Here is a 25094-nt window from a genome sequence, read left to right as displayed (position 1 = left end):
ATCATGGCTGAGAATTATGATCTCGTCATCCTCGGTGGAGGAACAGGCGGATATGTAGCAGCGATTCGAGCATCCCAGCTTGGATTATCCGTTGCGATTGTAGAAAAAGGTAAGCTAGGCGGAACGTGCCTACATAAAGGATGTATCCCGAGTAAAGCATTACTTCGAAGTGCAGAAGTCTTTGCTACAGCGAAAAAAGGTGAAGAATTCGGAGTCATCGCGAAAGACGTTGCTCTTAACTTCGAAAGAGTCCAACAACGTAAACAAGGTATCATCGATCAGCTCCATAAGGGTGTCCAACACCTGATGAAAAAAGGGAAAATCGATGTATTCGAAGGTCATGGACGAATTCTAGGACCATCCATCTTTTCTCCGATGCCAGGAGCCGTTTCTGTCGAGTTCAACAACGGAGATGAAAACGTGATCCTCGTACCGAAGAACCTTCTCGTATCTACAGGTTCACGTCCAAGAACATTGCCTGGACTTGAAGTTGATGGAGACCTCGTGATGACTTCTGACGAAGCATTGGAGCTTCAAGAGCTTCCATCTTCCATCATCATCGTCGGGGGTGGCGTCATCGGGATCGAGTGGGCTTCCATGTTCATCGATTTCGGATTAGACGTAACGGTTTTAGAATACGCAGATCGTATCGTACCGACAGAAGACAAGGAAATCTCGAAAGAAGCGACGCGCATCTTGAAGAAGAAGGGTGTCAACATCGTCACTGGCGCGAAAGTATTGCCTGAAACACTTGAAAAAGGTGAAGGCGTTACAATCAAGGCAGAACATAAAGGAGAAGAAAAATCCTTCTCTGCTGATAAATTGCTCGTGTCTGTTGGACGTCAGCCGAACGTTGAAGACATCGGTCTTCAAAACACAGAAATCCAAGTGGAAAAAGGTGCAATCCAAGTAAACGAATACTTCCAGACGAAGGACTCCCACATTTATGCAATCGGAGATGTCATCGGTGGATTGCAATTGGCACATGTTGCGTCCCATGAAGGGATTGCAGCTGTTGAGCACATGACTGAGAACAATCCACATCCAATGGATTATACAACGATTTCAAAATGTATCTACTCAAACCCTGAAATGGCAAGTGTCGGTTTGACAGAAGATGAAGCAAAAGAACAAGGATACGACGTGAAAGTCGGTAAGTTCTCTTTCAAAGGAATCGGTAAAGCGCTTGTTTACGGTCAATCCGATGGTTTCGTCAAATTGATTGCCGATAAAGAAACCAATGACCTTTTAGGTGTCCATATGATCGGACCGCATGTAACGGATATGATTTCCGAAGCTGGTCTAGCGAAAGTATTAGATGCAACACCTTGGGAAATCGCTCACTCTGTCCATCCTCACCCGACTCTATCAGAAGTCATCGGGGAAGCTGCACTCGCTGTTGATGGGAAAGCGATTCATAACTAAAGGAAGACTCTTAAGGAGGGTAATGTGATGGCCGAAAATCGTCATGAAAGATTAGGTTTATCTGATGAAGATGTATTGAAAATGTATGAAACGATGTTAATGGCTAGAAAGATCGATGAAAGAATGTGGCTCTTGAACCGTGCTGGTAAAATTCCATTTGTCATCTCTTGTCAAGGACAAGAGGCAGCTCAAGTTGGTGCTGCGATGGCATTGGATAAAGAAAAGGATTATGTCCTTCCATACTACCGTGATATGGGCGTTGTTCTTCACTTCGGTATGACTGCACGTGACTTGATGCTTTCAGGATTTGCGAAAGCGGAAGATCCGAACTCTGGCGGTCGTCAAATGCCAGGTCACTTCGGTCAAAAGAAGAACCGCATTGTTACTGGATCTTCTCCAGTTACAACACAAGTGGGACATGCTGTCGGTATTGCGTTAGCAGGTAAGATGGAAGGCAAAGACCTTGTGACGTTCACAACATTCGGTGAAGGTTCATCCAACCAAGGTGATTTCCACGAATCTGCCAACTTTGCGGGAGTACATAAGCTTCCGGTCATCTTCATGTGTGAAAACAATAAGTACGCAATCTCTATTCCGGTTTCCAAGCAATTGGCTTGTGAAAAAGTATCCGACCGTGCAATCGGTTATGGAATGCCAGGTGTGACGGTTGATGGAAACGACCCACTTGCAGTCTATGAGGCAGTGAAAGAAGCGGCTGACCGTGGACGTCGTGGTGAAGGTCCATCCTTGATTGAAACCGTTTCTTACCGTCTGACTCCTCACTCCAGTGATGATGACGACCGTGCTTATCGTGAGCGTGAAGAGGTTGAGGAAGCGAAACAGAAAGACGCTTTGATCACTTTCAAGAAATACCTCGAGGAAATGGGGATTTTAACGGAAGAAAAGGCGAAAGAACTCACTGAACGCATTGATAAAGAAGTGGACGAAGCGACGGATTATGCTGAAGAAGCACCGTATGCTGACGCTGAAAGTGCGCTCAAATACGTGTATGCGGAATAGGGGGACGAACATATGCCAGTAATTTCTTATATAGATGCAGTAACCCAAGCTTTACGTGAAGAAATGGAACGTGACAACAAAGTATTCGTACTTGGAGAAGACGTCGGTGTGCGAGGCGGAGTATTCCGTGCCACTGCAGGTCTTCATGAACAATTCGGTGAAGATCGTGTCATCGATACACCACTCGCAGAATCTGCGATTGCTGGAGTTGGTATCGGAGCTGCAATGTACGGTATGCGTCCAGTTGCTGAGATGCAATTTGCGGACTTCATCATGCCTGCAGTGAACCAGATCGTTTCGGAAGCAGCGAAAATCCGCTACCGTTCCAACAACGATTGGCACTGCCCGTTGACAATCCGTGCGCCATACGGTGGGGGAGTTCACGGTGCGCTTTATCACTCTCAGTCCGTTGAAGCACTTTTTGCGAATATACCAGGTTTGAAGATCGTCATGCCTTCAACACCTTATGATGTAAAAGGATTATTGAAAGCGGCAATCCGTGACGACGATCCTGTCTTATTCTTCGAGCACAAGCGTGCTTACCGTCTGATTAAGGGAGAAGTTCCGGAAGACGATTACACACTACCGATCGGAAAAGCGGATGTGAAACGTGAAGGTGAAGACATTACCGTCATCACTTACGGATTGGCTGTCCACTTTGCACTTCAAGCAGCTGAAAAGCTTGAAAAAGACGGCTATTCTGCACACGTGCTTGACCTTCGTACCGTTTATCCATTGGATAAAGAAGCGATCATCGAGGCAGCTTCCAAGACAGGTAAAGTATTGCTCGTAACAGAAGACAACAAAGAAGGAAGCATCGTGAGTGAAGTTTCTGCCATCATTGCAGAGAACTGCCTATTCGAATTGGATGCACCAATCCAACGTCTTGCTGGACCAGACGTACCGGCAATGCCTTATGCACCAACTATGGAAAAACACTTCATGATCAACCCAGATAAAGTTGAAAAAGCGATGCGTGATCTAGCAGAATTTTAATCTCCAAGGAGGGAAACAAAATGGCAACAGAAAAAATAACCATGCCCCAGCTTGGTGAGAGTGTAACAGAAGGTACCATCAGTAAGTGGCTCGTTCAAGTTGGAGACGAAGTAAAAAAGTATGATCCAATTGCGGAAGTTATGACTGATAAAGTAAACGCAGAAATCCCTTCATCCTACACAGGTACAATCAAGGAACTTGTTGCAGGAGAAGGAGATACGCTTGAAGTAGGAGAGCTCGTCTGCTACATCGAAACAGAAGGCGGAGCGGGTGCTGAAGCGAAGGAAGAGGCTCCTGTAGAAGCTGATCCAGTAGAAGATGCTTCTGCTGAAGATGCACCTAAAGAACAAGCACCTCAGAAAGAAAAGCCGAAGCAACCGAAAAACGGTAAAGTCCGTTATTCTCCGGCTGTTATGATGCTCGCTCAAGAGCACGACATCGACCTTGAGCAAGTCGAAGGTTCTGGCCGCGAAGGACGTATTACTCGTAAAGACCTTCAGAAGTTGATTGAATCGGGTAACATTCCGAAGGCTGGCGACAAGCCGAAGGAAGAGGCAGCTCCTGCACCAGAAAAAGCAGCAGCACCACAAGCGGAAGCTCCAGCAGCTGCTGCAGCATCCAAGCCAGCTTCTAAACCGATGAACATCCCGGTAGAACCAGGTGATGTCGAGATTCCTATAAGCGGCGTCCGTCGTGCGATTGCTGACAACATGGTCCGCAGTAAGCATGAAGCACCACACGCATGGATGATGATGGAAGTCGACGTAACGAACCTTGTGGAATATCGAAACAGTGTGAAAGGCGACTTCAAATCGAAAGAAGGATACAACATCACATTCCTTCCTTTCTTCATCAAAGCTGTCGTTGAAGCACTGAAAGAATTCCCTATGATCAACTCCATGTGGGCAGGCGACAAGATCGTACAGAAGAAAGACATCAACATCTCAATTGCGGTTGCTACGGATGATTCTCTCTTCGTTCCAGTCATCAAGAATGCGGATGAGAAGAGCATCAAGGGTATTGCACGTGAAGTGAATGACTTGGCGACTAAAGTCCGCACTGGAAAACTTTCCGGTGACGACATGAAGGGCGGAACATTTACAGTGAACAACACGGGTTCATTCGGTTCCATCCAATCTACGCCGATCATCAACTACCCGCAAGCAGCGATCCTATCGGTTGAATCGATCGTGAAACGACCAGTGGTCATGGATAATGGCATGATTGCCGTACGTGACATGGTAAACCTCTGTATGTCACTCGACCACCGTGTACTCGACGGATTGATCTGTGGAAGATTCCTTTCCCGCGTCAAAGAAATCGTCGAAAACACAACGAAAGACAACACAAGCATCTATTAATAACTTAAAGCAGCGCAAGCGAATCCTCGCTTGCGCTTTTCTTATGGATTAATATTTTTGTACTCGAGATCATATGTTACAATTTAGTTATAATTATCAGAATTTACCAAATGAGCAACCTAGTTTATTCAGTAAACGTTCAGAATTCATACATAAGTCAAATAAAGTAGATCCCTCCTAAGAACCATTCATACCCTTTCTTTTATAAAAAATATATGGAGGTTTTAAATTGATAAAATCAATCAACGATTTCAACATTGATGACATTACGTCCAATGCTGTGTCAAAAAAGAACATTTTTGGATCAGTAATATGTGTTGAAAAAGGTGATGGCTCATTATCTCTAATAAGTAGTGCTGGTAACTTAACAGTAGAACAACCCTACTTCATAGCAAGTGTAACGAAATTATACGTTACAGCTGTCTTATTAGAATTAAGAGCTGAAAAGCAACTTCAGTTAGATGATAAAATATCAAGATACCTCTCAGATGATATTCTTCATCAACTCCATGTCTTTAAAAATGTTGATTACTCCAATGAAATTACAATTAAACAATTAATGTCAAATACATCAGGAATTCCAGATTATTTTTCTTCTGAAGTCGTTTCTGAACTAACAGCAGGAAAAGATCAAGAATGGGGCTTTCATAGAACGATTGCTCACGCAAAACGGAAGACTCCTAAATTTGCACCTGGAAAGAAGGCCCAATACTCCGATACAAACTTTCAGCTTTTAGGAAAAATTATTGAAATCGTAACGGATAAAGACATACGTACGGTCTTCAAAGAGCGAATTTTTAACGAATTAAGTTTAGGAAATACGTATTTGTATGAAGATGTAAACGATTCAGGACCAGCTCATTTATATTACAAAGATAAGAAACTGCATTTGCCGGTTTATATATCGTCTATTGGACCTGAAGGTGGTATTGTCTCCACAGCAGAAGATACAATGATTTTTTTAAAAGCTTTTTTTAATGGGCGCTTTTTTCCAAAAAAAGATTTTGAAGAGCTTAAAAGCTGGAGAATCCTTTTTGGTCCCGGATTATTTTATTATGGAGTTGGGATAGCGAGTCAGCCGATTTCATTAGTAGAGCTAAAAGAAGGGTTGATTGGACACTGGGGTCAATCTGGTGCATTTGCATTTTATCACCCTAAAACGGATCTATATTTTACTGGCACAGTTAATCAGTTTGTCGGACATAGAGTTGCAGCGAAACTAATGCTGGATATCATAAAAACCTACAAAAAAGAATATAAAAACAGGTGAACTTGTATTAAGTTTTTCACTTTTGACGTACATGTTTTAGATAATACTATATGAATACTGACTTTTATTTCATCTATTTTAATAACAGGGTTTTAGAATTCCATAGGTAAACTCCGTGATAGAAGGGCTAAGGTGAATTCATTAATGGAGGTATGTATGAAAGTTAGGGAAGCTACAAAAGAAGATGCGCTACAAATGGTCTCTTTAATGGAACAACTTGGTTACCCAACCACATTAGAACAATTTGAACCGAGGTTTGAAAAGATTTTTTCGCATACATGCTATCATACATTAGTTGCAGAGTTTGAGGATCATCTTGTTGGAATGGCAGGATTATGTACTAATTTGTTCTACGAATACGATGGTTCTTATGTTCGAATTGTAGCTTTTGTTGTTGATTCAAATTACAGAAGGAAAGGCATAGGAAAAAAGTTGATGAAAGAAATCGAAAGTTGGGCAAGAGACCAAGGTGTTAATGCAATAGCTTTAAATAGTGGAAATCGTAAAGAGAGAAAGGATGCACACCAATTTTATTTAAGTATGGGCTTTGAGGCTCAAAGTATTGGATACGGTAAGGCTCTTACTTAACTAATTCAGCTAATTAATAGAATATCATTTGTTATTGCGTAAACGGGGGCTATTCTTAAAATAGGGGAATAGCTTTGTATAAATTTATTGCGGTAGGGTTGAAGGTTAGGGTAGGAGGGAGTTCTATTTTAGAATTTTTGTATGTTTTAACGTTAGTGACCCTTATTTTAGGGCCAATGTTTGTGTTGATCCATGAATTAGGTCACGTTTTACCTGTTTATTCTCAATCAGAAAAAGTATACATACAATTAGGAATACCTTATAAAGGTTTGTCTAGGCGTATGATCATAACGTTAGGAAAGATAAGGTTTAAGATATTTCCCCTTATATTAATTAACGGCAGTTTCACTATATCTAACTGGAATCAATTTTCTAAGAAATATAAAATTGCAAGCTTATTATCCGGTCCTATAATTACACTTGTGATGCTCGTAATTACAATTACTTTTTTTTTATTAGATTTAAAAGACTTAAATGTTTTTATAGATTATTTAATATTTGCAAGTTCTGTTTTTTTATTTTGGGAATTAATCTTCACGGCTATTCCAATGGTGTATTCTAGAAGATTTGGCCAATTCTACGATTCCCGAGAAAGTGATGGACTCCAGGTTCTAAAATTGATTAGTCGAAAGGGAGGATAACAGGCAGGTCCCTTATTGTGCTTACCAAGCAGGTTAGGAAAAAAGGATACTTACATATCAATAACAATTTTTGTTGAATCGAGGAAAGAAGAATAGGCATAAACATGAAATTCTGACCATGTATAGACATTTTAAAGTGACTAATTAAATTTGTAGGGTGATCAGTCGATGATAGGAATAAGCATAGCAACGAAGTGGGAATACGAAGCAACATTGAAATACTATAGCATAAAAGATAACGAACGTATCGATTACCCATTTGGCGAGTATTTTATAAGAACAATTAATGATGCCGAACTGGTTTTTTATAGTACAGGTGTAAGAAAAGTAAATGGTGTTGGTGGTAATCAGTATATGATTTCTAGTTTTAATTTAACTAAAGTTATCGTTGCTGGAACTTGTGCAGGAATAGATGATAAGTTCAGTAATTTAGATATTTTTGTACCCGATAAAGCCGTTCAATATGATTGCACAGTAAAAGAAATTGAGCCTCTTATTAAAAAATCCTTCATAGTCGATATTGCTCTATCAAAATATGGAGATGATTTTTATACTGGAACAATTGCCACCGCTGATAAAGCAGTTGTTATGTGGAAGGACTATTTAGAACTTAAAGAAAACGAAATAACAATAGCCGATACAGAAGCGAGTGCAATTGCTTATATCTGTAAGAAGAATGATGTTGAATGTATTATTATAAAAGGGATATCTGACTTTCCAACGGAAGAAAGTAACTCTGATCAATTCGAATCGAACATTGAACAAATTAATGTTTATTTAGAAAACACCCCCAAAGTTATGAACAAAATATTTGGCGAATATTTAAATAGATTTATATAAATAAATTGGTTAATAGAAAGGTTAATATTGCTGACCTTATTCAACAAACGAGGCGATTTTCTTAGAAGTGTTCGCTCTATTATATGAAAGGTGGTTTTTATTCTTGGCAATTATATTTCTATTATTAGGAGCGATAATGCTATTTGGTATAATTTATTATGGAGTAAGAATGGGGATTGATAGCTCTGAAACTAGTATCTATATTAAAAAAATACACGATCTTCTTGAAGAACAGAAAAACAAAGAGTCTTGATTTGTTTTATTCCATTATAGGGGCATATCCAGAATAGGAGATGTCCCTTAATTATGAAATTTTTAATTGTGTTAAATCTTATAATTTGAAATAATTGGTATTAAGAGAGGGGGTATTAGAGTCAAATGAATTTAGGTACTCCAGTAGCGATAGGAAACACAGCAAAGATCTATCTTTATGAAAATAAAATCATCAAGTTATTTAATGACAATTTACCAGATAATGAATCTATAAATGAAGCGTTTAAACAGAAGTATGCTTATTCGTGTAGACTCTCTGTTCCGAAGGTATTGGATGTCACAAAAATAGAAGGTAAGCAAGCTCTTATTATGGAATACATCAAAGGAAGAACAGTAGGGAAGATTTTATCAGGTAATATAGAACAAGCAGAATATTACATGAGCATTTCCATAGATATACAACAAAAAATTCATCAAATTGAAGCCAATACAATCGAACTTATGTCAAAAAAATTGACTCGACAAATAGAAAATGCTTCTGCTTTAGGATATAAAGTGAAGTTAGCTTTGATAGATAAGTTAAACTCAATGAAATTTGAAAAAAGGCTTTGTCATGGAGATTATCATTTATTTAACTTAATTATGTCGGAAAATAAAGTGACAATTATTGATTGGGTAGATTCAAGTGCTGGTGATTTACGGGCCGATATATATAGGACGTATCTGCTGTATTCACAACTTTCATTAGAATTAGCTGATATGTATTTGCGAATTTATTGCGAAAAAAGTGGCTTGTCAAAAGATGAGATCTTTCAATGGGCTCCAATAATTGCTGCAGCAAGATTGTCTGAGAATGTATCATCTGAAAATTCCAATCGACTAATGGAAATTGTAAATTATTATTGTTCTACAAGATAATTTTATTCAACAAACGGGAGCATATCTGATGTTTGGATATGTCTTTTTATTATGGAATTAATGATTGAGTTAATACCTATATTTTGGAATAATTGCTATAAATCTAGAGTGCAGATTTATTCAAAAGAAATTAAAAGTAATTTAAAAACTGGGATGAAGCACATTATTATTTATCAGGATATGATTAAAATATATGGAGGTATTAGTTATGTGGGTAATATTAGGGGTTATTGCAATAGTAGCAACTATTATAAATCTTTATATGTATACAGCAGGAAAGGATTATAAGCTTGCTATGGCAATGGGATTATCATTTACAGCATTAACACTTTGTGCAGAATACAGTCTTGTATCTCGATGGGTAAAAGTGGAAGATTGGGCAGCTTTATTAGATGTAGTACCTGGTATGGAAAGGGCATTATGGGTTTTAACAATCGTTTCTATCTTACTAAATATATCACCTATAATTTTAGAACTAAGAGGTAAGAAAAAATGATTTTTCTTGTTCAACTTTCTTTGGCGAATTTCTATGAAAGATAGGCTAAATCATATGAAGGGGTTACCATATGAAAAATACACTAGTCATATTTTTGTTTCTAATTGGATTAACCCTTAGCGGATGCTCGAATAATGGCTTGGATGGAGAAAGGCCTCCAGAAGCTTTCGTAAAAGTGGGAAGTGAAACTTTTAGAACCATTTTAGGAACTTATTGCTGGAAAGGAAAAGGAAAAGGGATTTGTGTAGATACAGTTGGACCTAAAGAAATTTTGAAAGGGAAAGAACCGATTCCAGTGAAACAAGGAGAAGAAATAAATCTTGTAATCAATTTTGAACCAAAACCAAATGAGTTTCATGTCCTACAGATCAATGAGAATGATGAAGAAATTGAAGTAAGTGTAAAAAATAATAGTTTCAATGTCCCTTTGCAGAGGGGCGTTTACTATTATTCTTATGGAGTATGGTGGATGGACGAAAAGGTAGAACACTTATCTCATGGTGATGCTTTTTATAATTTTGTTATAAAAGTGGAATAAGCTATTTGAATGAGCGTTGATCTATTAAAGGATTAATGCTTTTTTTGTTTTATATCTAACCTTATTAATAGGTTCGTTTACCGTTTGAAGGATAAACGGTCCTTTTATCGAATCTTTAAATAACAGTTGGCAGGAAAAATTTTGACAAGGTGATTTATATGGTTAGGATGGGGATAGGTGTCTCTTGAAAAGTAATTAGGGAGGCGAAAACATAAATATAAAATATGAAGAAGATACTGAGTTAGAAATCTATGCAGTGAAAACATTATATAATGATGCGAACTGGTCAGCTTATACTAATGATATCGTAAAACTGAAGGAAGCAATAAACTGTTCTTTAAAGGTTATTACGGCTTGGGATCATGACAAATTGGTAGGGTTAATTAGAGCTGTCGGTGATGGAAAGACCATTATCTATATCCAAGATATATTGGTTCTGAAAGCATACCAGAATAATGGAATTGGTTCACACCTTCTTGAATTGCTGTTATCAAGATATAAAGATGTCAGACAAAAAGTGTTATTAACGAATGATGCGGTGGATGTAAGAGCCTTTTATCAAAAACACGGATTTTCATCGTGTGATAAAGGTGATCTAGTATCGTTTGCTAAGTTTGATTAATGATTTTCTCTTTCAATTAGGGTTTTCTTTATTATTCCAAAGGAGTTGTTGAATAATGTCAATTTCACTGAACCCATATTTATTTTTTGACGGTAACGCGAGAGAAGCAGTCCAGTTTTACGAGAAAGCGCTGGGCGGTAAAGTAATCGGTATCATGACTTACGGAGATATGCCGGCGGACCTGAATAATCCGCTGTCGGATGATATGAAAGATCGTGTCATGCATGCACATTTGAAAGTTGGCGATGGGGACCTTATGTTCTCTGATACGTTTGAAGGCATGCCTTATCAGCCAGGCGATACAATTCAGATTGCCATCCATCCAAAGGAAGAGTCAAGAGCGAGAGACATTTTCGCTGCTTTGGAAGACGGCGGACAAGTCCTTATCCCCCTTCATAAGACGGATTTTAGCCCATTGTATGGGATGGTAAAAGACAGGTTCGGGGTTAGTTTTAATGTGAATGTTCCAGCGGAGTAACTTACAAGAAACAAGCTCTTACTATTTCAACCAACAACGCCTCCTGTTCAATGGCACAGGGGGCTTACTCATTTTCAAGTTCAATGGTAGGCTTAATCCTAACTGGAGTGTGTGTGCAATCGATAGAAAGAATTAGATTGGAGTATAGAAAATGTTAGGTGAAGAGAAAATTCCGGATTTTTCACCTCATCCATTCACTCAGTGGTTTTTGGTGATTGTATTCGGTGTTCCATTTGTAGTGTTGTTAATATGGTCCATAAAAAATTCCGAAAAAAGCTATTTATTCGGGAAACGATGGCTGTTTAAAGGCGAACCGCATATTTCTAAAGTAGGCATCTTTTGGCTTCGTATAACTAATACCATACTATTAATTATCACATTATTGTTCTTTATGAACTGGCTAATTAGTTTTTTCAAGAATTAGTTGGTCAAAGCTTACGATTACATAAAGGGGTTGTTATATATGAAACATATTAAAAACAAAGAAACAGGTCGTTGTAGAATTTAAAATGACAAAGGGGATGAACATTTGAAAGTTTTATTTTTTCTGTATGATGGATATGTAGATTGGGAGATTAGTCCATTGTCTTACATGTTAAGTATTTCGGATATTGCTATTGAAACAGTAGCATTAACAGAGGAAGTCACTCATAAAGGTATGTTCAAGATCATGCCTGATCTGAATATTGAGGATTGCGACCCATCAGAATATGAAATGTTGATCATACCCGGAGGCGAGCCTGCTCCACTAGATAAAGAGGAGCGCTTGTTGGATCTTATCCGTAAGTTCGATGAACAAGGGAAATACATTGCTGCCATTTGTGGCGCTCCGACATTTCTTGCAGCAACAGGAATATTACGGGAAAGAAAATACTCGACCTCAATTGAAGAGCCAGAGTACTTACATTACTTTGATCAAACATTCAAAAGTGAATCAGATGTGACTGTGTGTGAAAATCTAATAACCGCTGAAGGGAATGCCTATATTGAATTTAGTGTTGCGGTTGGTAAAGAACTGAAAATATTTGAAGACAGAGAAGATGAACTTGAAACAGTCTTGTTCTTTAAAAATCAACTTAGAGGATAATAGCGTACAGGAAAAGATCAACCATATTGCTGGTTGGTCTTTTTTTAGTAAGTATTTAAAAATTTGTACGCTCTTTTTTTGTACCCTTGTTCCTTCTGGAAAATATAAGAAACTTTTTGATTGATTAATGCGTATAGAAAGAAATAAGCTTTATTAATGGGAGGTATTCCATGGATTTTATTAGTTGGTATGACTGGATAACACCTACTAATCCTTATGCTTCAATATTTTTCGGCGTCTTATTTACTATGATTCTAGGAATTACAATATGGGTAGAAACGAAGCATTTTAGAACTGTCATAATCCTTGCTGTAACTGGGTTTGTTGTGACTGGCATTGGGGTTGTCATACTAAATGCTATCGGCTACTATGTGTAACTCTAAAATAGTGGTTTTGATTTAAATATGTGAGAAGGAGGGGGGGCTATGATGTATAAAAGAAATTTAAGAAGATCATATATTGATAAGTCCATACAAGGAGTTTGTGGGGGAATAGCTGAGTTTTTTGGTATTTCTTCGTTAGCTGTTAGATTAATATTTGTACTTACACTGCCAACTTCTTTACTTATATATCTGATTCTTGCTAACACGCTTGACGATACCCCTCCAACTTTATAGAATTCTGAAGGACATATTTTATTTCACTGGGGGACTTGTAATGGGAATAGGTTTAATAATCTTTGGGATTACTATTTTTCTGCTAGGTTTATTTACACCTGTGAATGATTTTTATACTCTTCCAATATCAATCGTATTGATTGCATTCGGTAGTAATCTAATAATGAATAGACGAAAATCCTCTAGGAGGCGTTAATCTAATTAAGGGTTACGCTTTCTTACTTTGGAAGAGGAATATAAAAAGGAGATTTACTTTATGAGAACAGAAAAAGAGAAGATGTTAGCAGGAGAAATGTATGATCCAGCTGACCCAGTCTTATTAAAAGAACGGGAGGAAGCTAGACGAAAGGTCAGAATCTATAATCATACATTGGAGACTGAACATGAAAAACGGATAGGAATATTGAAAGAACTACTTGGATCTACTGGTAAAAACGTTTATATGGAGCCAAATATCAGATTTGACTATGGTTATAACACGCATGTTGGAGAGGACTTTTTTGCGAATTTCGATTGTACCATCTTAGATGTCTGTGAAGTACGATTTGGGGACCACTGTATGCTTGGTCCTGGTGTACAAATCTATACAGCAACTCATCCTCTTCAACCGACAGAACGTAATTCAGGTAGAGAATACGCCAAACCGATTACATTTGGAAATAATGTGTGGATTGGAGGAGGTGCAATCATTAACCCTGGTGTAAAAGTTGGGCATAATGTGGTAATCGCCTCTGGTGCAGTAGTAACGAAAGATGTCCCCGAGAATGTGTTTGTTGGCGGTAATCCAGCAAAAGTAATTAAAGAGATAGAAGTTTGAGCAGCTCATTCTGGAATAATACCGAAACAAAATACATAACCATTCGTAAATAATAAATAAAAACTTAAAGGTGGGATTAGTTTGAAAAAGAGCGTAATCTCATTAGTGGGTGGAATAATCTTAGGTCTCATCATTTCTTATTACACACTTGAATACAACGGTTGGAAATATATCTATGGAGACGAGAATGGTGATCCATATCTCATCATTAATGAATTGGATGTAGATTTATTAATGAACGGGTTATTGATTGTAATCGGTATGTCAGCCCTGATTTATTTGATTTGGACTCTGATAGAAAGGATTTCGGAAAGGATTAATTAGGGGAACAGACGAAAGACAATCCAATACAACGATTTGAATTCATCACCCTTCATGTCTTGGTTAATGTTTGCACCCATAACTTACTATTCATTCAAGATAGAGTTTTACATCATTTTCATAGGTGCAGCATTGTGGCAGCTATTTCTGTTCATTCATTTAGTTAGAAATTTGTTATAGAAAAGATAGACAAGTAGATCGTTTTAGATGATTAAGATTCCCCAATATAAAGTAGGAAGCTTCACATTTATATACCTGAGTGTAATTCGTTAAGTGATGAGGGATACTACAATGAAAATATATTGGGGTGATGTTTTTGAAGAGAGAAATGTACTTATTTGTAGTTGTGTTAATTGGTCTAACCCTAGTCCCATTCAAATCCTATGCTGAACAACCAAGGTTATCGGAAGAATGTATGAAAAAGATGGAATTGAGAAATGAAAAATACAATCGATTGGTAATGAAGGATATCATTGCCGGGTTCAACCTTGATATAGATGAAGTGAATTACCGAAAAGTAACAAGAGAAGGTCTGGAAACGGCATATATGATTTACGGTGGAAAGCTAAGAGATGACTACTACAATTCTTTGAAAGAATATTTTAATGTGGCATCTCGTGGAAATCCTATGTTATTTGTAAGACCACAAGAAGCTTATCTTTTGTATAAACAGCTTAACAACACAAATGTAATGATTCATTTAAAGCTCAACGGCTCTAAATGGGTGGAAATCAACCGGGATAAAAAATCAGGAAACTACATTGAATTTCAAAAGCTGAAATGCGAAACAAAATACATGAAAGAAAAGCAGAAAATTTTAAACTAAATTCAGCTAGGAGCATTCCTTCATAAGGAGTGCTTTTTATTTTGTCTGTGAGATATATATTAATAAATAACAATTATTTATTGTAAAACAATAAATAACGTAGTATATTTAACTAAAATAAATAAGCGAGGTGCTTTTAATGAATAGAGGAACGCTCTTCCTGAAGGTGGTTGTCTTTCTCCTAGCCATTCCAATCATCGGGATGTGTATATTTTTGTTACCGTGGATTGCGCGAGAAGTATCAGATAGTCAATTTGCGAATTATTTTTATCCAGTCTTAATCGGTATGTATGCATCAACGGTTCCATATTTAATCGGTTTGTTCCAGGCTTATCGTTTGTTGAGCTATATTGATCAAAACCGAGCGTTCTCACAATCGTCCATAGGTGCTTTGAAAACAATCAAGTTCTGTGCCAGTACTATCAGCGTCTTCTATCTCGTATGCTTACCCTTTTTCTACCTTATTGGAGAAAAAGACGATGCACCAGGAGTCATCCTCATGGGGTTCATTCTTATTTTCGCCCCAATGGTGGTCGCTGTCTTTGCTGCTGTTCTCCAGAAGCTTTTACAACAAGCCATCACCATAAAAACAGAAAATGATCTGACAGTGTGAGGTGGTTATTATGGCAATCATAATTAATATTGATGTGATGCTAGCGAAAAGAAAAATGAGCGTAACAGAACTCACCGAAAAGGTTGGTATAACGATGTCCAATCTTTCTATCTTAAAGAACGGAAAAGCCAAAGCGATTCGATTTTCAACGTTGGAGGCAATTTGCAAAGCGTTGGATTGCCAACCAGGAGACATTTTAGAATATAGAAATGACGAGCATGAATAAAAACACCCATGATAAAAAGTACCCTAAGCTGTCAGTGCTAAGGGTACTTACTGAGCAGTTATACAATATCGATTAAGTTGCTAGTATCGCATTCATGTTCTTTGCTAATTGTTCTTTAGATCTTTCTAAAAAGGCTTTTATAGCTTGCTTTTTTTGATCGGTGACTTTCCAATCAGAAGGTATGGATTCAAGAAGTTCGTCTAATTTATCTTCAGGAAACTCCTCAATTTGTTTGATAAACGTTAATGTGGCGTCTTTACAATTTGAAATGGATAGTAACCAATCGTGTATATGTTTTTTACTTGAATGCAACTGTTGATAGTTGGTTTCCGCAAACGTATGGGTGTGGTCTATTATATGAATGAAGTATTGATCGTCCTCGAGTTTTTGACAAAGGATATTTTTCCGATGTCGATCCTTGTTACCTGTCCATACATCAAATACGAAGACTTTAGGTCCTGCATCCCGATTGATGAGTTGATGTTCATTCGGTCTAAATTTGTTCAAGTCAATACAATTCGTTAGATACTCACTGCAAAATTGTGTCCCGTGCTTAAATCGATGCTTGAATAGTCTTCCATTTTTTCTGATGAAGCTTTTCGGTATCTGAATGGTATCGAATTGAACGATGGGAAGGTTCAGTTCTTGAGCAAGTCTACCGATAACATACTCACGAACCAGATATTTTGATCCACCAAGGTAATGTTGGAATTTGACGACATACTGCCTTTCGTTATCAAATTGTATGATTTGTGGACGTGTGAAACCATGTAATTCCTTGATGACTTTAATTGGTGTCACCATGGCCTGCCCTCCTAATCTATCTTCAAACTAAAAAGGGGTGGCCGATTAGACACCCCATCCAATTTCTGTTACTCGCTGCTGTTATCTTGAGGTGTATTGCCCCAATATTGAATCCCTTTTATCTCTCTGCAGTCAACTGTGACTGGGAGGTTCAGGTCACCATCATTGTCTTCACTAATAAATGTTGCAGCACAGATGTCTTCTTCTAAACAAACGAATCTCAGTACAGCTGCTGTGGAAGTAGGGTCTGTAGTCGTAATCAAGAAGTAATCATCTCCGAATGTGATACGGACTCTGTCCCCGACATTCAACCGTTTAACGAGTTCACAGCCGAATGAATCACATTTCTTTCCTTTCTTCTTACAACACCCATCACTTGAAAATAAACTCATTCTCCATCCCCCTTTCTTCGGGTTTCATATTAATATATTGCGACTAGCAGAAATTTGGATGGACATGTACCCAAGTCGTCCAAATTTGGGTTCACATCAGATTGTAAGCAGCTGTCCATAAATTTACAAATATACATCTTTTGCTTATGATGAAGAAGTGGGAAATTTCAGATAAAAGAGAAAAGGGGTTCTTGTGATCATGATACATAATCAGGTTTTGTTGAGTGTTGATGTACAAAATGCATTTTTCGACCCGAAATGGGGCGAGCGCAACAATCCGAATGCGGAAGAGAATATGAGAAAAGTATTGGATGTGTATCGTGAAAAAGGTTGGGAAGTCATACATATCCAGCATAAAAGCGACAAACCTGACTCGGTTTTCTACCATGAAGGGGAAGGATTCACTATAAAGGAGATCGTTGCACCGATTGAAAGTGAGAAAGTGTTCACGAAGTATGTGAACAGTGCTTTCATCGGAACAGGTCTGAATGAGTATTTACAAAGTATACACGCTGAACATGTTGTCATTGTAGGGTTGACGACTCCTCATTGTGTATCGACGACAACGCGGATGAGCGGAAACTTCGGGTACGATACGTACTTGTTATCCGATGCGACTGCTGCTTATGAACTGGTCGACCACAACGGCAAAAATGTAGATCCAGAAACGGTCCACTATGTGTCGCTTGCTACTTTGCATGAGGAATTTGCGACTGTGATGACCACTGAACAATATTTGCAAACAATCAAATAACAAACGAGGGATACATATGCTAGGGTACTATAGTCGATTATCATCTGAAATTTATGATATTGATAAGCCGATCGGCCGTTCGTTCGGCGATATCGAGTTCTACTTGGAACGTCTCGAGTCGGTGGAGGGACCGATCCTCGAACCTGCGACAGGGACTGGCCGGATCTTGATTCCTCTGCTGGAAAAGGGCTTCCAAGTAGATGGCTTCGATTCATCCGAGGAAATGCTCAGCATCTGCCGAAGAAACTGTAAGCAACGAGGGTTAGACCCGACACTTTTCAATGGAAAAATGGAATCCTTTTCATTGGACACCCAATACGGAGCGATCATCATTCCGACGGGCACCTTCTTGCTGTTGCATGAGCGGGAGAAGTCGATCGCTGCGTTAAAGAATTTCCACAAACATCTGAAACATGGTGGGAAGTTGATCGTCGATGTGTTCTTACAAACGGATATTACGCTTGGAAAAGTATCGACAAGAACGTGGGAGTTGGCGAACGGGGATGTCATCACGCTGGAAGACAAGACCGTGCAAGTCGATTACATCAACCAGTATACAGTTGGTCACAACCGTTATGAAAAGTGGCGTGATGGAACGTTGATTCAGTCTGAGCTGGAGAAGTTTCCATTGCGTTGGTACGGGGTAGAGGAGTTCAAAACGATCCTGGAGCAGGTCGGGTTTGAGAATATCGTCATTTCTTCCGGTTATGAGTATGGAAAATATCCCGAGACGCATGGTCAGCCAATCACGTTTGAAGGGACGGTACACAAATAAAAGCAAGGAGTTCGAATGATGATCCATTTGCAAAATCGTCCGGTCTATGAAGAAGTGGCAAGTTTCATAGCGGAGTTAAACAAAGAAAAACATCACCACGTCGGTTATTGTGGTGAACAGACAGATGAGGTCTTACATACTTTGCTCAACGAATTTTCGGATTTACCGTTGGAATCCTCTTTAGTCGCTGCCTTTGAGGATGACCGAATGGTAGGTGTGTTTGGCATCGATCTGGAGAAAGAAAGTGGAGAAGGTGAATTGTGGGGACCGTTTGTCCGACATGTAGATTGGCATGAAGTTGCCACGTTGATGTGGGCGTTTTTAAATGGACAAGTTTCCGATCATCTGAAAAAGGTGGTGGGCTTTTACAACGTGGAAAATCAGAATGCCCATCAGTTCATGGAATGGTTGGCAGCTGAAAAGCGTAACAGACATGCTATTTTGAAGATCGCTCAAGGGAACCATACCTCTGATACTGTCGGGCAAGAATGCGTTGAACTGTCAGATCCATTGATTGAGGATTTTCAAAGGTTACATGACGAAACGTTTGAAGATACGTATTTCTCTTCCGTTGACATTCTCGGTAGGAAAAATCGAGAAAATAAGGTGTTCGTAGAGAAAGATGGTGGCGATTTGAAGGGATACATTTACGTGGAAGCGAATCCTGCTTTTGGCGAAGGAGATATCCACTATGTCGCCGTGTCACCTCAGTATCGGAAGCAGGGTGTTGGAAAGCGGTTGGTTCAGAAAGGGTTGGATTTCATGTTCTCATTCCAGGAACTTGAGGAGATTGTCTTATGTGTGGATGCGGACAATGAACAAGCATGCAGATTATATGTAGGGGCTGGCTTTAAAAAAGTACATACGCTCAATTCGTATGTACTGGAGGTCAATTAAGTGGAAGGACACATAAATGGTTTATGTGTCCTTTTTTTTCATGTTACTTTAAACGGTTGAAATTCGGGAACAATTGGTCGGCTTCTGATAGTGAAGAGAGGTTTTTCATTTCGGCGACTTCCATCATATGCTCCCAAACTTTCATGACTGTACTGGATTCATGGGCCTGATTTTTTGCCTCGACAGATTTCCATTGAAACAGTTCTAAATATGTACCGTTCTCACTTTTGAGCAGCAAAGGTTGGAAATCGGTAATCAAGCCTTCACGCCGTAATAGTGGTGTGTGACCTTCAATGATCTTCAGCAGTTCTTCTTCTTTTCCCTCTTTAGGTTGATATAGAGCAATGGCGAAATTCGAATTTTCCACTTCAGACACCCCTTTAGATTAGATACTTCAAGCGTAATCCGAAGGCCGCTCTTTGTAAATAAAAAGGTGAACGGTGTCGTTCATCTATCATTACATTATTCCTCATCAACAGAAGTCTTCGCCGTTATCGGTTCCCCAGCGATGCATTTCATGGAGTATGGGCATGAGGGTCATTCCTTTATCCGTCATGGAGTATTCGACTCTTGGTGGAATCTCATCATATTGCTTTCGAGTGATCAGTCCATCCTGCTCCAATTCCTTCAACTGTTCTGTCAAAACTTTATGTGTCACACCGGGAAGTAGCCGTCTCAATTCGTTATAACGATAGGTTCCTTCGACTCCAAGGTGCCATAAGATGACCGTTTTCCACTTGCCGCCGATTTTGTTCAATGTATATTCGATTGCACATTTCAGTTTCCCTTGATCATCGACTTGAACAGAATTTTTCATGTATTATTCCACTCCTTACTTACCTTAAGGTTAGTTTCTCACAAAAAAGTGCATTCTTACATAAACGAATCTTACTGATTTATAATAATCAATGTCAAAAGATAACTAGGAGGGAATTGAAATGTACCCATATCCAAGAACATTTTCACATATCGGATTGTCTGTACCGAACCTTGAAGAGGCAGTCAAATTTTATAAAGAAGTCTTTGGTTGGTATGTCATTATGGAACCATCCGAGGTTCTGAACGATGATACGCCAATTGGACAAATGTGCCGCGACGTATTCGGGAATGATTGGGAGAAGTTCCGTATTGCCCATTTAGCGACTGGAGACAAGATTGGCGTTGAGCTATTCGAGTTTCCACACAACGAAAATCCTGAAAACAACTTCGAATATTGGAAAACTGGGTTGTTCCACTTCTGTATCCAGGATCCTGATATCGAAGGAATTGTGGAGAAAATCAAAGAATACGGCGGAAAGCAACGGATGCCGATTCGCGAATACTATCCAGGTGAAAAGCCTTATAAGATGGTTTACGTGGAAGATCCATTCGGTAACATTTTCGAGATTTACACACACAGCTACGAATTGACGTATTCACAAGGTGCATATTAAGAATAGGAAAGACAGGGTGACTGCATGGTCATCCTGTTTTTTTTACATTGGAAAAAGAAATAGCTTGTCTAACGCTTGAAAATCGGAATGGTTACGATATAATAGAGAATGCTTTTATTTTAAATAGTAATTGGAAAGAGACGAAAGGGGAAGTACCATTGAGATTATTCACGATCATACTCTTGTTCTCGATGTTGATTGCCGGATGCAGTCCTGATGGCTCAGACGCGGAAAAAGAACAAGGATCTCAATTGAAAATTTATACGTCCATCTATCCGTTGCAATATTTTGCTGAGCGGATCGGTGGGGAGCACGTAGACGTTCAATCGATCATTCCGCCAGGTGCGGATGGACATACGTATGAGCCGACAACGAAAGAACTGATTAAAATTGCTGAATCGGATATGTTGATCTATAACGGCGCAGGGTTCGAAGGTTTTATTGATAAAGCGAAAAACTCCCTGGATGAACAGGATGTCGTATTCGTGAAAGCATCGGAAAATATTCATGCTGGTGAAGAGGGCGAGGATGCCCATGAGGACCATAGTGATCATGATGAAGGTGAGCATGAAGGCGAACATGATGAACATGCTCATGAGGGTGAAGATCCACACTTCTGGCTTGATCCCGTTCAAGCGATTCAGATGGCTGATACGATTAAGCATGAAATCATCGAGCTACGCCCTGAGTTGAAAGATGAAATCGAAGCGAATTTCGGCACTTTGAAAAAGGATCTGCAAGAGCTGGACGGACAGTTTGAAAAAGTAGCAGAGGAAGCGGAACGAAAAGAATTCATCGTCGCCCATAGTGCCTATGGGAAGTGGGAAGAGCGGTACGGCTTGAAGCAGATTTCCATTTCCGGCTTGTCCCCGTCGCACGAACCAACTCAGAAAGAAGCACAAAAAATCATCGATTATGCCCGAGAACATGATGTCCGCTATATCATCTTCGAGAAAAACTTCACTTCGGATGTCGCTGAAATGATCCGTAAAGAAGTGGATGCAGAAGTGCTCTATTTGAGCAATTTGGAGTCACTGACTGAAGAACAGCTAGATGCTGGAGAAGATTATATGAGCATTATGAGAGAAAATGTCCAGACACTGAAAAAAGCACTAAATTAATTACAAAAAAATCCTGGAAATTAGTTTTAAAATTTGACAGCGGGGTATATAACCAATACAACACCTCTATACCCCCTAACCCCCTTTCAAAGTGAGCCTCGTGCTTGCTTTCTTTTTTTGCGCAGATCTAGGTGATATCATGCACGAAAATCGGGTTTTAGGGGGATTTCCTGCGGGTAGAGCGGTTATCCTGCCCTCAAACTAGCTGTTCTGTTGTTTTCAGGGAAGGATCTAAGCCCAATCCCTCGTATTCATTACCACCAAGACTGATTTCTGCGTTCATAGGGATGAATAGCCCTTATTCATTCCCATCATCAGCGGTTTTTGCCCTTCTTAGGGACGAATAGACCCTATTCAAAACCATCATTGATGGTTTTTTCATTTTATAGGGATGAATAGATCTCTATGAGTACCCGAAAAACCAAAGATCCAAAAAGGAGGACTCATACATAAGTATGAGTCGTCATATTGAATCCACAAATTTGCGCTCCAACCCTGATTCAGAATAAAATAGGATTAAGAGGGATATGGAAAGGGTGTGTTGGATTATGAGTAATATGAATTTCAACTTCTTCATGAATGATGTCGTCGTAACGGCCCGTAACGAAGCGAAAGAGGCAGGTTTCCAGGAGCTGACGACTCCAGATGAAGTCGATACAGCTCTAACGAAAGAAGGAACGACGCTCGTACTCGTGAACTCGGTTTGTGGATGTGCAGGTGGAATCGCACGACCAGCAGCCAATTATGCACTGCACAAGAGCGAAGTGAAACCAGAGCATACGGTAACAGTTTTCGCTGGACAAGATAAAGAAGCGACGGAAAAAGCAAGATCTTACTTTACAGGCTACCCGCCTTCATCACCGTCATTCGCACTACTAAAAGACGGCAAGTTGTTGACGATGATTGAACGTCATGAAATCGAAGGTTCAGAGCCGATCGAGGTTGTCGAAAAGCTTCAGGCAGCCTTCAAAGAACATTGCTAATCGATCAATTCAGAACGTCAGCCCACCCAAGGGATGACGTTCTTTTTTCCATTAAAAACACTGTTGACAATCCTATCGACTTCCGATAAAATTAATTTCTGTCACCACATAACAATTTGCGTCCATAGTGAAATGGATATCACACGAGATTTCGGCTCTCGTATTCTGGGTTCGAATCCTGGTGGGCGCGCCATTCATTGACTATTCAAACTCTGCTTAGCGAAAGCGGAGTTTTTTTGTTTTTGTTTGACCTTTATCGGATTTTTGGGCACGATGATTAATGAAAGATTTTCGTTCAGGAGGAAGGGGTAACCCATGAAATTTCAAATTGGGTATCGGACCATCAAGACTGCAATCGCAGCTCCCATAGCGATTCTCATCGCACAAGCTTTCAATCTGGAATTTTACATATCAGCAGGAATCCTTGCCATCCTTTGCATCAAGGTAACGAAAAAGAAATCGATCGTCAGTTCCTGGGAGCGTTTTGCCGCCTGTCTGGTCGGGATTCTTTTCGCTTTCATCTTCTTTGAAGGGATTTCGTATCATCCGTTGGTCCTTGGGCTTCTGTTGCTCGTTTTCATACCAACGATGGTCGCACTCAAATTGAAGGAAGGCGTCATCACAAGCTCGGTCATCATCCTACACTTCCTGGTCATTCAAGATTTTACATGGGCAATCGTATGGAATGAACTGGGCATCATCGTCATCGGAATCGGTATGGCGTTAGTCATGAACTTGTACATGCCGAGCATGGAAAAACAGTTGAAGAAATACCAGGGAGAGCTTGAGTCGAAATTCGAGATAATCCTTAAAGAGATCGCCTCATTCTTAAGAGAAGGCAAAAGCGATTGGGATGGAAAAGAGATCGTCGAAGCGGATGAAATCATCCAAAAGGCGAAGAGTCTTGCGTTCCGGAACGTCGAGAACCATCTCACCCGACATGAAGACCAATATTACAATTATTTTAAAATGAGGGAAAAGCAGTACGAAATCCTCGGAAGGGTCATGCCAATCATCACTGCTATAGACCACACCTACGTTCAGAACTTCCGTATCGCTGACTTTCTGGATGATATCGCAGATGCGATCCATCCTGGGAATACAGCACAAATTTATCTGGATGAATTAGAAGGGATGAGGGAAGCATTCCGAGAGATGGACCTACCAAAAGACCGATCGGAATTTGAGACGCGTTCAGCGCTCCATTACTTCCTGACCGAAATGGAACAATATCTGATCCTGAAAAGGTATTTTAAAGCTAGAGACGTGTGATAATCATGAGCCATTCAACGCAAAATAACCTGAAAGCGACTATTTCAGGAGGTTATGGCGTTATGGCATCATTCACACTGTTTCTAGCTTCTTTTTTATTCGTGGCGTCTCCGATCTGGCCACTCGGACTCAATCCACTTCCGGGTGATCCTTATGTGATCGTCAATAAAGCCGATAATACGTATGCCTATATTGATGATGGGAAAATTGAAAGGGAAGGGCAAGTCGCCACAGGGAGATTCAATGGGCTCACACCCGAGGGGGAATTCACGATCGTCGTCAAAGCGAAGGATCCTTATTATCGTAAAAAAGACATCCCTGGCGGAGATCCGGAAAACCCGCTTGGGTCAAGATGGATCGGCTTTGACGCTGAAGGGACGGACGGTCGCATATACGGACTTCACGGCACGAACAACCCAGAAGTCATCGGGAAATTCATCACTGCAGGTTGTGTGAGATTTTACGAGAACGATATCCAATGGCTCTTCGATCACGTTCCTTTAGGTACGAAAGTGTTAATCGTCGATCATGACACATCCTTTGAAGAACTCGCAAAAGAACGCCATTTAATCGAATAACCGATTCGTCATGAAAAAAGGCGGGAAAAGGATACCGAAGTCACAGCTACGGTAATCACATTTCCCCGCCTTTTCTAGTATCTAGAACATCAGTGCAACATTCGCCAAGAGTGAGACGACCATCGTTACGATCATGATGTAGATCATCACTTTCATCAATTTGTTTCGCATG

Annotated in this window: 34 protein-coding genes and 1 tRNA gene; 30 read left to right on the top strand and 5 right to left on the bottom strand. The window is 39.6% G+C overall.

All coding sequences use genetic code 11. The features are described from left to right. Nucleotides 1-3: 3 nt before the first annotated feature. From lpdA to ACSVDE_RS09135, 21 genes are all read left to right on the top strand, one after another. Nucleotides 4-1425, top strand: a complete 1422-nt coding sequence (gene lpdA / locus ACSVDE_RS09235) for a dihydrolipoyl dehydrogenase (RefSeq protein ID WP_439300639.1) — start codon at nt 4-6, stop codon at nt 1423-1425. A 27-nt stretch (nt 1426-1452) separates the two neighbouring features. Then, on the top strand, nt 1453-2445 hold the full coding sequence (locus tag ACSVDE_RS09230) for a thiamine pyrophosphate-dependent dehydrogenase E1 component subunit alpha (RefSeq protein ID WP_439300638.1): 993 nt from the start codon (nt 1453-1455) through the stop codon (nt 2443-2445). Nucleotides 2446-2457: 12 nt separating this feature from the next. Next, nucleotides 2458-3441, top strand: a complete 984-nt coding sequence (locus ACSVDE_RS09225) for an alpha-ketoacid dehydrogenase subunit beta (protein WP_439300637.1) — start codon at nt 2458-2460, stop codon at nt 3439-3441. 20 nt (nt 3442-3461) lie between these two features. Beyond that, a complete protein-coding gene (locus tag ACSVDE_RS09220; RefSeq protein ID WP_439300636.1) occupies nt 3462-4802 on the top strand; it encodes a dihydrolipoamide acetyltransferase family protein in 1341 nt (446 codons plus the stop codon). Nucleotides 4803-5031: 229 nt separating this feature from the next. After that, entirely contained in the window at nt 5032-6072 is a 1041-nt protein-coding gene (locus ACSVDE_RS09215) for a serine hydrolase domain-containing protein (protein WP_439300635.1), read from the top strand. A gap of 156 nt (nt 6073-6228) precedes the next feature. Continuing rightward, on the top strand, nt 6229-6660 hold the full coding sequence (locus ACSVDE_RS09210; protein WP_439300634.1) for a GNAT family N-acetyltransferase: 432 nt from the start codon (nt 6229-6231) through the stop codon (nt 6658-6660). A 74-nt stretch (nt 6661-6734) separates the two neighbouring features. Continuing rightward, the gene (locus ACSVDE_RS09205) at nt 6735-7301 is read left to right on the top strand and encodes a hypothetical protein (RefSeq protein ID WP_439300633.1); all 567 of its coding nucleotides are present in this window, start codon (nt 6735-6737) and stop codon (nt 7299-7301) included. A gap of 168 nt (nt 7302-7469) precedes the next feature. Then, nucleotides 7470-8141: a 5'-methylthioadenosine/S-adenosylhomocysteine nucleosidase family protein gene (locus tag ACSVDE_RS09200; RefSeq protein WP_439300632.1), complete on the top strand. Its 672-nt coding sequence runs from the start codon at nt 7470-7472 to the stop codon at nt 8139-8141. A 103-nt stretch (nt 8142-8244) separates the two neighbouring features. Continuing rightward, a complete protein-coding gene (locus ACSVDE_RS09195) occupies nt 8245-8394 on the top strand; it encodes a hypothetical protein (RefSeq protein ID WP_439300631.1) in 150 nt (49 codons plus the stop codon). 125 nt (nt 8395-8519) lie between these two features. Next, complete coding sequence (locus ACSVDE_RS09190; protein WP_439300630.1) at nt 8520-9272, top strand: phosphotransferase; 753 nt, start codon at nt 8520-8522, stop codon at nt 9270-9272. 208 nt (nt 9273-9480) lie between these two features. Continuing rightward, nucleotides 9481-9768 (top strand): hypothetical protein, encoded by a 288-nt coding sequence (locus ACSVDE_RS09185; RefSeq protein ID WP_439300629.1) that lies wholly within the window; start codon nt 9481-9483, stop codon nt 9766-9768. A gap of 70 nt (nt 9769-9838) precedes the next feature. Next, complete coding sequence (locus ACSVDE_RS09180; protein WP_439300628.1) at nt 9839-10306, top strand: hypothetical protein; 468 nt, start codon at nt 9839-9841, stop codon at nt 10304-10306. A gap of 256 nt (nt 10307-10562) precedes the next feature. Continuing rightward, the gene (locus ACSVDE_RS09175) at nt 10563-10928 is read left to right on the top strand and encodes a GNAT family N-acetyltransferase (protein WP_439300627.1); all 366 of its coding nucleotides are present in this window, start codon (nt 10563-10565) and stop codon (nt 10926-10928) included. Between the two features lie 55 nt (nt 10929-10983). Continuing rightward, a complete protein-coding gene (locus tag ACSVDE_RS09170) occupies nt 10984-11406 on the top strand; it encodes a VOC family protein (protein ID WP_439300626.1) in 423 nt (140 codons plus the stop codon). A gap of 529 nt (nt 11407-11935) precedes the next feature. Further along, a complete protein-coding gene (locus tag ACSVDE_RS09165) occupies nt 11936-12493 on the top strand; it encodes a DJ-1/PfpI family protein (protein ID WP_439300625.1) in 558 nt (185 codons plus the stop codon). Nucleotides 12494-12918: 425 nt separating this feature from the next. Further along, on the top strand, nt 12919-13110 hold the full coding sequence (locus ACSVDE_RS09160; protein ID WP_439300624.1) for a PspC domain-containing protein: 192 nt from the start codon (nt 12919-12921) through the stop codon (nt 13108-13110). Between the two features lie 256 nt (nt 13111-13366). Further along, nucleotides 13367-13927, top strand: coding sequence for a sugar O-acetyltransferase (locus ACSVDE_RS09155; protein ID WP_439300623.1), 561 nt, complete (start codon nt 13367-13369; stop codon nt 13925-13927). 81 nt (nt 13928-14008) lie between these two features. Beyond that, complete coding sequence (locus tag ACSVDE_RS09150; protein ID WP_439300622.1) at nt 14009-14251, top strand: hypothetical protein; 243 nt, start codon at nt 14009-14011, stop codon at nt 14249-14251. Between the two features lie 313 nt (nt 14252-14564). Then, entirely contained in the window at nt 14565-15074 is a 510-nt protein-coding gene (locus ACSVDE_RS09145; protein ID WP_439300621.1) for a hypothetical protein, read from the top strand. Nucleotides 15075-15213: 139 nt separating this feature from the next. Further along, entirely contained in the window at nt 15214-15687 is a 474-nt protein-coding gene (locus tag ACSVDE_RS09140; RefSeq protein ID WP_439300620.1) for a DUF2975 domain-containing protein, read from the top strand. Between the two features lie 10 nt (nt 15688-15697). Beyond that, on the top strand, nt 15698-15913 hold the full coding sequence (locus ACSVDE_RS09135; protein ID WP_439300619.1) for a helix-turn-helix domain-containing protein: 216 nt from the start codon (nt 15698-15700) through the stop codon (nt 15911-15913). Between the two features lie 72 nt (nt 15914-15985). Here the strand turns inward: ACSVDE_RS09135 and ACSVDE_RS09130 are convergent, their stop codons facing one another. Both ACSVDE_RS09130 and ACSVDE_RS09125 read right to left on the bottom strand, forming a co-directional pair. After that, nucleotides 15986-16717 carry a HipA family kinase gene (locus ACSVDE_RS09130; protein ID WP_439300618.1) on the bottom strand — a complete coding sequence of 244 codons (732 nt, stop codon included), beginning with the start codon at nt 16715-16717 and terminating at the stop codon, nt 15986-15988. 68 nt (nt 16718-16785) lie between these two features. Next, entirely contained in the window at nt 16786-17109 is a 324-nt protein-coding gene (locus ACSVDE_RS09125) for a hypothetical protein (protein ID WP_439300617.1), read from the bottom strand. Between the two features lie 199 nt (nt 17110-17308). On the opposite strand from ACSVDE_RS09125, the gene ACSVDE_RS09120 reads away from it, so the two are divergent. From ACSVDE_RS09120 to ACSVDE_RS09110, 3 genes are read left to right on the top strand one after another with little or no spacing between them, the layout of a single operon-like run. Continuing rightward, nucleotides 17309-17863, top strand: a complete 555-nt coding sequence (locus ACSVDE_RS09120; RefSeq protein WP_439300616.1) for a cysteine hydrolase family protein — start codon at nt 17309-17311, stop codon at nt 17861-17863. Nucleotides 17864-17879: 16 nt separating this feature from the next. Further along, complete coding sequence (locus ACSVDE_RS09115; protein ID WP_439300615.1) at nt 17880-18638, top strand: class I SAM-dependent methyltransferase; 759 nt, start codon at nt 17880-17882, stop codon at nt 18636-18638. Nucleotides 18639-18656: 18 nt separating this feature from the next. Then, complete coding sequence (locus ACSVDE_RS09110) at nt 18657-19535, top strand: GNAT family N-acetyltransferase (protein ID WP_439300614.1); 879 nt, start codon at nt 18657-18659, stop codon at nt 19533-19535. Nucleotides 19536-19578: 43 nt separating this feature from the next. Here ACSVDE_RS09110 and ACSVDE_RS09105 read toward each other — a convergent pair whose 3' ends face one another. Together ACSVDE_RS09105 and ACSVDE_RS09100 are read right to left on the bottom strand one after the other, a co-directional pair. Further along, on the bottom strand, nt 19579-19902 hold the full coding sequence (locus tag ACSVDE_RS09105; protein WP_439300613.1) for a hypothetical protein: 324 nt from the start codon (nt 19900-19902) through the stop codon (nt 19579-19581). Nucleotides 19903-20007: 105 nt separating this feature from the next. Further along, on the bottom strand, nt 20008-20352 hold the full coding sequence (locus ACSVDE_RS09100) for a winged helix-turn-helix transcriptional regulator (protein WP_439300612.1): 345 nt from the start codon (nt 20350-20352) through the stop codon (nt 20008-20010). Between the two features lie 121 nt (nt 20353-20473). Here ACSVDE_RS09100 and ACSVDE_RS09095 point away from each other — a divergent pair, with 121 nt between their 5' ends. From ACSVDE_RS09095 to ACSVDE_RS09070, 6 genes are all read left to right on the top strand, one after another. Next, nucleotides 20474-20968: a lactoylglutathione lyase family protein gene (locus ACSVDE_RS09095; RefSeq protein WP_439300611.1), complete on the top strand. Its 495-nt coding sequence runs from the start codon at nt 20474-20476 to the stop codon at nt 20966-20968. A gap of 158 nt (nt 20969-21126) precedes the next feature. After that, the gene (locus ACSVDE_RS09090) at nt 21127-22089 is read left to right on the top strand and encodes a metal ABC transporter solute-binding protein, Zn/Mn family (protein ID WP_439300610.1); all 963 of its coding nucleotides are present in this window, start codon (nt 21127-21129) and stop codon (nt 22087-22089) included. Nucleotides 22090-22637: 548 nt separating this feature from the next. Then, nucleotides 22638-23072: a BrxA/BrxB family bacilliredoxin gene (locus tag ACSVDE_RS09085; RefSeq protein WP_439300609.1), complete on the top strand. Its 435-nt coding sequence runs from the start codon at nt 22638-22640 to the stop codon at nt 23070-23072. Nucleotides 23073-23190: 118 nt separating this feature from the next. Continuing rightward, nucleotides 23191-23265 (top strand) — tRNA-Arg (locus ACSVDE_RS09080). A 122-nt stretch (nt 23266-23387) separates the two neighbouring features. Continuing rightward, the gene (locus ACSVDE_RS09075; RefSeq protein WP_439300608.1) at nt 23388-24344 is read left to right on the top strand and encodes an aromatic acid exporter family protein; all 957 of its coding nucleotides are present in this window, start codon (nt 23388-23390) and stop codon (nt 24342-24344) included. A 62-nt stretch (nt 24345-24406) separates the two neighbouring features. After that, nucleotides 24407-24922: a L,D-transpeptidase gene (locus ACSVDE_RS09070; RefSeq protein WP_439300607.1), complete on the top strand. Its 516-nt coding sequence runs from the start codon at nt 24407-24409 to the stop codon at nt 24920-24922. 81 nt (nt 24923-25003) lie between these two features. Here ACSVDE_RS09070 and prli42 read toward each other — a convergent pair whose 3' ends face one another. Continuing rightward, nucleotides 25004-25093 carry a stressosome-associated protein Prli42 gene (gene prli42 / locus ACSVDE_RS09065; RefSeq protein ID WP_439300606.1) on the bottom strand — a complete coding sequence of 30 codons (90 nt, stop codon included), beginning with the start codon at nt 25091-25093 and terminating at the stop codon, nt 25004-25006. Between the last annotated feature and the right edge of the window lies 1 nt (nt 25094).

Origin of the sequence: Pseudalkalibacillus sp. Hm43, from assembly GCF_051842935.1 — a bacterium.
Classification (GTDB): Bacteria; Bacillota; Bacilli; order Bacillales; family Fictibacillaceae; genus Pseudalkalibacillus.
This window is presented reverse-complemented; position numbering and strand designations above follow the sequence as displayed.